This window comes from Collinsella aerofaciens, assembly GCF_015548375.1.
Lineage (GTDB): Bacteria > Actinomycetota > Coriobacteriia > Coriobacteriales > Coriobacteriaceae > Collinsella > Collinsella aerofaciens_AB.
The window spans coordinates 24,880-31,986 of the sequence record NZ_JADMWW010000027.1 but is presented as its reverse complement, the minus strand read 5'-3'; the positions used below and the strand labels follow the sequence as shown (position 1 = coordinate 31,986).

General features: G+C 60.4%; 6 protein-coding genes. 1 reads left to right on the top strand and 5 read right to left on the bottom strand.

Annotation, left to right across the window (positions count from 1 at the left end; all coding sequences use genetic code 11):
* Positions 1-352 precede the first annotated feature (352 nt).
* Positions 353-2,362 (bottom strand): fructose-specific PTS transporter subunit EIIC, encoded by a 2,010-nt coding sequence (locus tag I1969_RS09965; RefSeq protein ID WP_195234998.1) that lies wholly within the window; start codon positions 2,360-2,362, stop codon positions 353-355.
* Between the two features lie 272 nt (positions 2,363-2,634).
* Between I1969_RS09965 and I1969_RS09960 the strand changes: the two genes are divergently transcribed.
* Positions 2,635-3,492 carry a MurR/RpiR family transcriptional regulator gene (locus I1969_RS09960; protein ID WP_226790721.1) on the top strand — a complete coding sequence of 286 codons (858 nt, stop codon included), beginning with the start codon at positions 2,635-2,637 and terminating at the stop codon, positions 3,490-3,492.
* A 59-nt stretch (positions 3,493-3,551) separates the two neighbouring features.
* Here the strand turns inward: I1969_RS09960 and I1969_RS09955 are convergent, their stop codons facing one another.
* Genes I1969_RS09955 through I1969_RS09940 form a run of 4 tightly spaced genes read right to left on the bottom strand, consistent with a single transcriptional unit; the run spans position 3,552 to position 7,105 of the window.
* Positions 3,552-5,180 (bottom strand): DNA repair protein RecN, encoded by a 1,629-nt coding sequence (locus I1969_RS09955; RefSeq protein WP_195234996.1) that lies wholly within the window; start codon positions 5,178-5,180, stop codon positions 3,552-3,554.
* Positions 5,170-6,030 carry an NAD(+)/NADH kinase gene (locus tag I1969_RS09950; protein WP_117746039.1) on the bottom strand — a complete coding sequence of 287 codons (861 nt, stop codon included), beginning with the start codon at positions 6,028-6,030 and terminating at the stop codon, positions 5,170-5,172. Before I1969_RS09950 ends, I1969_RS09955 begins: the two co-directional genes overlap by 11 nt.
* Positions 6,027-6,830 carry a TlyA family RNA methyltransferase gene (locus tag I1969_RS09945; RefSeq protein ID WP_229028394.1) on the bottom strand — a complete coding sequence of 268 codons (804 nt, stop codon included), beginning with the start codon at positions 6,828-6,830 and terminating at the stop codon, positions 6,027-6,029. The genes I1969_RS09950 and I1969_RS09945 overlap by 4 nt, the downstream gene beginning before the upstream one ends.
* 35 nt (positions 6,831-6,865) lie before the next feature.
* Positions 6,866-7,105, bottom strand: coding sequence for an exodeoxyribonuclease VII small subunit (locus I1969_RS09940; RefSeq protein WP_006233978.1), 240 nt, complete (start codon positions 7,103-7,105; stop codon positions 6,866-6,868).
* Between the last annotated feature and the right edge of the window lie 2 nt (positions 7,106-7,107).

Here is a 7,107-nt window from a genome sequence, read left to right as displayed (position 1 = left end):
TGCTCTACAGTCCTGCGCAAGACGGAAAGCACATTAAGTGCTTTCCTTTGCGTGCGGAACTCGCGACAAACTTAACCGCCCCGCCCGGCAGGCGAGCTGCGGAAACTTGGTCGATCCAAAGTGATATCGTGCGAACGGAATTCTGGCTGATGATCTGTTCGCGACAAAGACTCGATAGGTAGCCCCCTCTATACCCTCCCATAAGTTGCGGTGAAATAGGGACTGATTTTGCGGTTGAAACGTTTAAACAGTCCCTATTTCACCGCAACTTATTTGGGGATGAAAAAGGCGGAGGCCCTGGAGAGGGTCTCCGCCTTTGTTACAGGGGCGATATTATTCGCTAACTGCTGGATTAGACCAGGCGGGCGTTGATCGTCTTGGCGATCTCGGCGGCGTCGGTGGAACCCTTGACGGTGGCACGGAAGTCCTCGTCCATGAGCGCCTCGGCGACCTTGGACAGAATCTTGAGATGCGTGGTGCCAGCCTGGGCACCGGGGATGAGCAGGGCGATAGCCACGTTGACGGGAGCGCCGTCCATGGTGTCCCAACCGGTGACGCCGGAGTCGTCCTTGACGACGATAACGGCGGCCTCGGTAATGGCATCGGACTTGGCATGCGGAATGGCGAAGCCCTCCATCATGCCCGTGGTACCCTCGGCCTCGCGGGCCAGGAAGGCGTTCATCACGGCATCGGCGTCGCTCGCGACACCGGCCTTGACGGCCTGGTTGGAGACAAAGCTCAGAGCCTCGTCACGAGAAGCGAAGTCCTCGGCGACAAAGACGTTCTCGACCTTCACGAAGTCGGCAGCCTCGGCCTTGGGGGCCTCGACGGCAGCGGCCTTGGGGGCCTCGACCGGCTGAGCAGCGGCGGCGGGAGCTGCCTTCTGGTTCTTCTCGAAGTCGTACTTCTTGAAGGCCACGAACAGGATGCCACCGACCACAGCGCCGATGAGGATCGCGAGGACCCACAGCGGACCATTCTCGACAACGGGCAGGACCAGGAAGCCACCATGAGGCGCCGGATCGTGAACGTTGAACATAATGGTCAGGATCGAGGCGATAGAGGAACCGAGCATCATGATGGGCATGACGGGCCAGATGTTCTTGGTCATGAACGGAATGGCGCCCTCGGTGATGTGGGTGCAACCAAGGATGAGGTTGACGATACCGGCGTCGTGATCCTCCTGGCTGAAGTACTTCTTGCCGACAACGACGGCGAAGGTGGTGATCAGCGGCGGAACGATGCAAGCTGCGGAGACGGCAGCCATGAAGTTGGTGCCGAAGTTGTAGGTGTCGGTGCCGACACCGGCGGCCAGGGCCTCGGTGAGCATAGCGGTACCGGTGACGTAAGCAGCCTTGTTGACCGGGCCGCCCATGTCAACGGCGCACATGCAGCCGATGGCAAGGCCCAGAACAATGGCGCCAGAGGCAGACAGACCCTTGAGGAAGTCCATCATGGCGGTGTTGATGGCAGCCATGGGGCCGGAGATGCCGAGCATGACCAGGCCGACGATAGCAGTCGAGAACAGCGGGTACAGGAAGATAGCCTTGAGGCCGTCCAGATTCTTGGGCAGCTTGGAGAAGACCTTCTCGAGCAGCAAGATGACATAGCCAGCGAGGAAACCGCCGACGATGCCGCCCAGGAAGCCGAAGCCCACGCCGGCGCCGCCGGCGTCGATCATGCCGGTCTCGGCGTTAACGGGCAGGCCCTGGATGGCGATCATACCGGCAACAAAACCGGGGACGAGCGCCGGGCGCTTGCCGATGGACTCGGCGATGTAGGCGGAAAGCACGGGAACCATGAGGTTCATGGCGATGCCGCCGATGATCTTGAGCATAGCGGCAAAGCTGTTGTAGTCAGACGCCGTCGAATCGAAGGACGTGATGCCCCACAGGAACGAGACGGCGGTCAGGACACCACCAGCGACGACGAAGACCAGCATGTGGCTGACGCCGTTCATGAGGTGCTTGTAGATGATGTGGCCGATGGACTCCTTCTCCTCGACCTCATCCTCGACATCGGCAGCAGCCGCAACCGAGTCGTCACCCTTGGCGGCGAGCGCGCGGTCGATCAGCTTACCGGCGGCCTCGACGGACAGGGCTTTGGAAACACCAACGGAAACCATGCGCTTGCCGGCGAAACGCTCCGCCTGGACATCCTTATCGGCCGCGACGACGACGGCCTTGGCACCAGCGATCTCGCTCTTGGTGAGTTCGTTCTCGACACCGACCTGGCCATGGGTCTCGACCTTAATAGTCAGACCTCGCTCGGCAGCTGCCTTCTCCAGCGCCTCCTTCGCCATGAAGGTGTGCGCAATGCCGGTCGGGCAACCGGTGGCGGCGATGATGTCAAACTTAGCCATGTGTCCCTCCTTTTTAAGTTTTGCGCCCGCAGGCGCTCCCCTACACGCGCGTCCTTGCGCGCTTTTCCACAACTGAAAGATACCAACCTACCGTCCGCGTGAGAAGAGACAAGGCGCAATTCTCCGGTGAAAGGTTCTTTCATAACCGTAAACGGTAAGTGAAAGTTTACCATCAACACTTGAAACGGCAAGGTGTATCTTGTAATTGAAAATCCCCCTATACTATGACATTACAAAACGAGTCCGATTTTCATGCCAACCAGGAGCCATCCATGACCGATAGTAGCAAGAGCGCACTTTCCCTCATTAGTACCCATCAGGGATACAGCGAGTCCGAGCAGCGCATTGTCGACTATATATTGGAGCACCAGTCCGAGGCGCCACGCCTCACGGCGGCTCAGCTCTCGCGCGCCGCCGCCACGTCCGAGGCGACCGTTTCGCGCTTCTGCCGCAAGCTTGGCTTTGGCAGCTTCCGCAGCTTTCAGTTTTCGTTGGCGCGCGACTTGGAGAGTCAGCGCAACGAGGGCCTGACCGACGAGGTATCGCTCGACAACATGGAGCAGAGCCTTAAGAACATCCTGGCTGCCAAGGTGAGCGAGCTTAATGCGACCATCGACGGGATCGACCACGATACGCTGGCGGCTGTTGTGCATGCCCTTAAGCATGCAGGGGTTATTGAGTTTGCAGCTGTGGGCAATACGAACGCGGTCGCGCTCGATGCGACGTTTAAGTTTTCGCAGCTGGGCCTGCGCTGCATGGCGAGCACCATTAGCGAGACATCAATCGGCTTTGCGCTCACGTTGCGCCCGGGTGACGTCATCGTGCTAATCTCAAACTCCGGCAAATCGCGCCGACTGAATCGCATGGCAAAAGCGGCTCGCAACTGCGGCGCAACCGTAGTCGTCATCAGCAGCGACAGCAAATCCCCGCTCGCGCGTCTGGCAGACTACACTTTTAATACCGTCAACCACGAAGCGCTGCTGACGACAGGCGACTTTGCGTTCTCTAAGATCAGTGCCACGATGATCATCGAAGTCATCTACAACTTCCTGCTGCCCGAGATTGAAGACGCTCGCGAACATATCAGCTACTACGAGGAGCTCATCCAGCCGGATAAGGTCGTTGAGTAAAACGCGTAGTGGGACAAAAATTTCAGTCTATTTTGTCCCATCAACACCGCTGATACGACCTAACCTCGAGCTTCTTTGAGCATCTGCTTTGCGTGGGCCAAGCTTGCCTCCGATTGATCGCCGCTCAACATGCGGGCGATCTCGGCGGTACGCGCTTCGCCGGTTACCTCGTCCAAATGCGTCTGGGGAACATCGCCCGGTTCCTTGCTGACAACATAATGCTTGTCAGCCATGACGGCGACCTGCGCCAAGTGGGTTACGACAATCACCTGATGCGTAGCGGCGAGATTTGCCAGCACGCCCGCGAGCGCACGCGCCGTGGAGCCACCGACACCAGCATCGACCTCGTCAAACACCAGCGTATCGACACCGTCCGCGTTACCGAGGACAACCTTGCTTGCCAGCATGACGCGGCTGAGCTCGCCGCCCGACGCAATTCGACGCAGGGGGCGCGGCGTCAAACCGGCACCGCTGCGGTATAGCAGCTCGTAGCTCGAAGGACCAACGGGCGTCCACTCAGCACGGGGAAGATCGCGCGACTCCCAGACGAGCTCGGCACTACCCATCTCCAAGCGCGCCATCTGGCGGCCTACCTCGTGGCAGAAGCGCGGGGCCGCCGTATTGCGAGCGCGCTTAAGTGCCTTGGCAGCGGCAAACAACTCGCGCTCGGCGCTCCCGAGTGCCTCACGCGCCTTTTTGATCTGTTCATCGCCATCATCGACCAGGGACAGCAGCTCTTGCGAGCGATCGCGCATGGCAAAAACATCGTCCATGGTGGGGCCCCACTGACGCAACAGCCCCTTGAGGTCGGAATACCGCTCACGCATGCGGGCGAGCTCGCGCGGGTCGAAGGCGACCCCATCGCGATAGGCACGAAGCTCGTTCGCGCAATCCTCAAGGGAGATACAGGCATCCGAAAGCGCATCGGCAATGTCGCCCAGTTTGCGATCGACGGTAGCCATACGGGAAAGCTCTGCCACGGCGTTGTTCACGGCATCGAGCGCTCCCCCTTCGGCGACAAGCGATGCATGGGCATCGCTAGCAGTGGCAACCAGTACCTCGGCATGTTCGGAGCGCGGCAGCAGTTCCTCGAGTTCCTCATACTCGCCCGGCCTGGGGTCGACCTCGGCAATGCGCTCCAGGGCGAAGCGCGCCTCCTCGACACGACTCCCCTGCGCACGCGAGGCCTCCTCGACGCGACGAACCTCCTTGGCAGCCGCGCGCGAGGCTTTAAAGCAAGCACGGTAGTGCTCGAGCGCCTCGAGCGCAGAACGTCCCGCCCACGCATCGACCATCGCAACGTGATGCGCCGGATCGAGCAAGCGCTGGTGCTCGTGCTGGCCGCACAGATCCATCATCACGCCAACGCGCTCCGAAAGCTCGCGCACGCTGGCGATGCGGCCGTCAATCTTCACGCGGCTGCGGCCCTCGGCAGAAAGGCTACGCTGGACCGTGAAACCCTCCGTGTCGTGTGGACCGTCGAACAGCCGCGCCTCAACGCTAGCAAGCGCCTCGCCCTCGCGCACCGTCGAAGAATCCGCACGCTCGCCCAAAATAAGCTTGAGGGCCGAGAGCAGCGCGGTCTTACCGGCGCCGGTTTCTCCAGTCAGAACCGTTAGGCCCGCGCTCGGAACCAACGTCGCCTCGCGAATGAGTGCAATGTTGGAAACCTGCAGCTCATCGATCATGACGCACTCCGTAGAATACGCGGCTCACCGAGTTGTAAAAACTCTCGGGGCCGTAGTCGAGCAGCAGCACATCGCCGGGGCCTCGGCGCACGGCCACGCTCTCGACCGTGCCGTCGCAGGTAATAAACTGTCCATCGATAGCGATCGCCGGAACGCTCGGGCGATCATCGGACATAAAGATTTCGACGACATCACTCGGCGAAGTCAAGAAGGCACGGGCCTGAATGGTGTGCGGCGCAATGGGTACGCAGACCATACCCGTATAGTCGGGGCTCACAATGGGGCCACCTGCACTGAGCGCGTACCCCGTAGAACCAGTCGCCGTGGACACGACCACGCCGTCGCCACGCAGTCGATCGATATGGTGGCCCGACACCGTGATGTCGAACTCAACCATATCGGACAGGGGGCCGCGCGTGAGCGCCATGTCGTTGAGGGCGAACGTGCGCACGACATCCTTCGTGCCATCGTCGCGCACGGACACGATATCCGCGGCGATGGTGGCGCGACGGCTCACGTGCAGCTCGCCGGAAAGGGCGTCGCTCACGACCTGCAGAATGTCGCGCTCCTCGGGGCTCGCAGCAGTTAAAAAGCCCAGGTGACCATAGGAAAGACCGAGGATAGGAATCTCGCGATGGTTGAGGATGCGGGCAGCGCGCAGCAACGTACCGTCGCCGCCGAGCGTAATGACCAGATCGGAGCCGTCAATATCAGGCGTGCTTTGAATCTTCGATCGCTGGTCGGCAGCCCATGCGACCTCATAGCCCTGGCGCGTCAGCCAAAGCTCGAGCATCAGGCCGCTCTCAACCGCCTCTTGCTTGTAGTAATTGGGAACCAGAAAGACCTTCATAGCGTTGCAGCTTTCTCGCTCAAAACCGATACCTGGAATTGCAGCTCGTCTTGCGTGCGGTCGCCGGGGTCAAATCTCGTGCCGTACAGGAAAAACTCAACGTTTCCCTTGGCACCATGAATGGGCGACACGCACACATCGACCGGGAACAGCCCCTTGGCAGCAAAGAGTTCAACTGCCGCAACGAGTGTATCGCGGCGCACGGCGGGATCGGTCACAATGCCGCCCTCACCCACCAGCGCCGCCGGAGCCTCAAACTGCGGCTTTACAAGCGTGCAAAATGCACCCGTAGGCGCCAGGCACGCCAGCACCGCATCGATAATGTTCGCGATGCTGGTAAACGAGACATCACACACAGCCAGGTCGATGGCGCCGGCATAGCCAAGCTCAGGCAGCTGCGTCACGTTTGTGCGCTCATGCAGCGTCACGCGATCGTCCTGACGTAACGACCAATCGAACTGGGCGCGACCAACGTCCACCGAGACAACGGTCGCAGCTCCGCGCTTGAGCAGGCAATCGGTAAAGCCGCCGGTAGAGCAGCCCACATCCAGACAGGCAAGGCCCGTCGGATTGATACCAAACGTATCAAGCGCGCCTTCGAGCTTAAGACCGCCGCGGCCAACATAGGGAATGCGCCCCTTCACGTGCAACGGCAGGCCCGGGGTCACCTTAAGTCCCGGCGAAGTCAAGCGCTCGCCGCCACTCGAGACCAAGCCAGCCATAAGAGTGCGAAGGGCATCCGCGCGATCGGCGCAGATGCCCTGTGAAATCAGTTCGTCATCAAGACGCACGCGTTTCATGAATGCCATCAACCATTCGTATCCGGAGATGCGGCCTAGCTATCCTGGGATTCGTTTGCCGCATCCTCATCGTATTCCTGCTCGAGCTTGTCGGCCTCACGCGGCGTCAGCTCAAACTTATCGACCATGTCGACCGCACGGGAGCCCAGCTCAATCGCCTCGTCAAACAGATCGAGCGAACGCTCCAAGGACGTATCCTTAGAGCGAACGGTAGCTATGATCTGGTCCAAGCGGTCCGAAATCTCGTCGAAGTTGCGGACGGAACCCTCTGGCATGG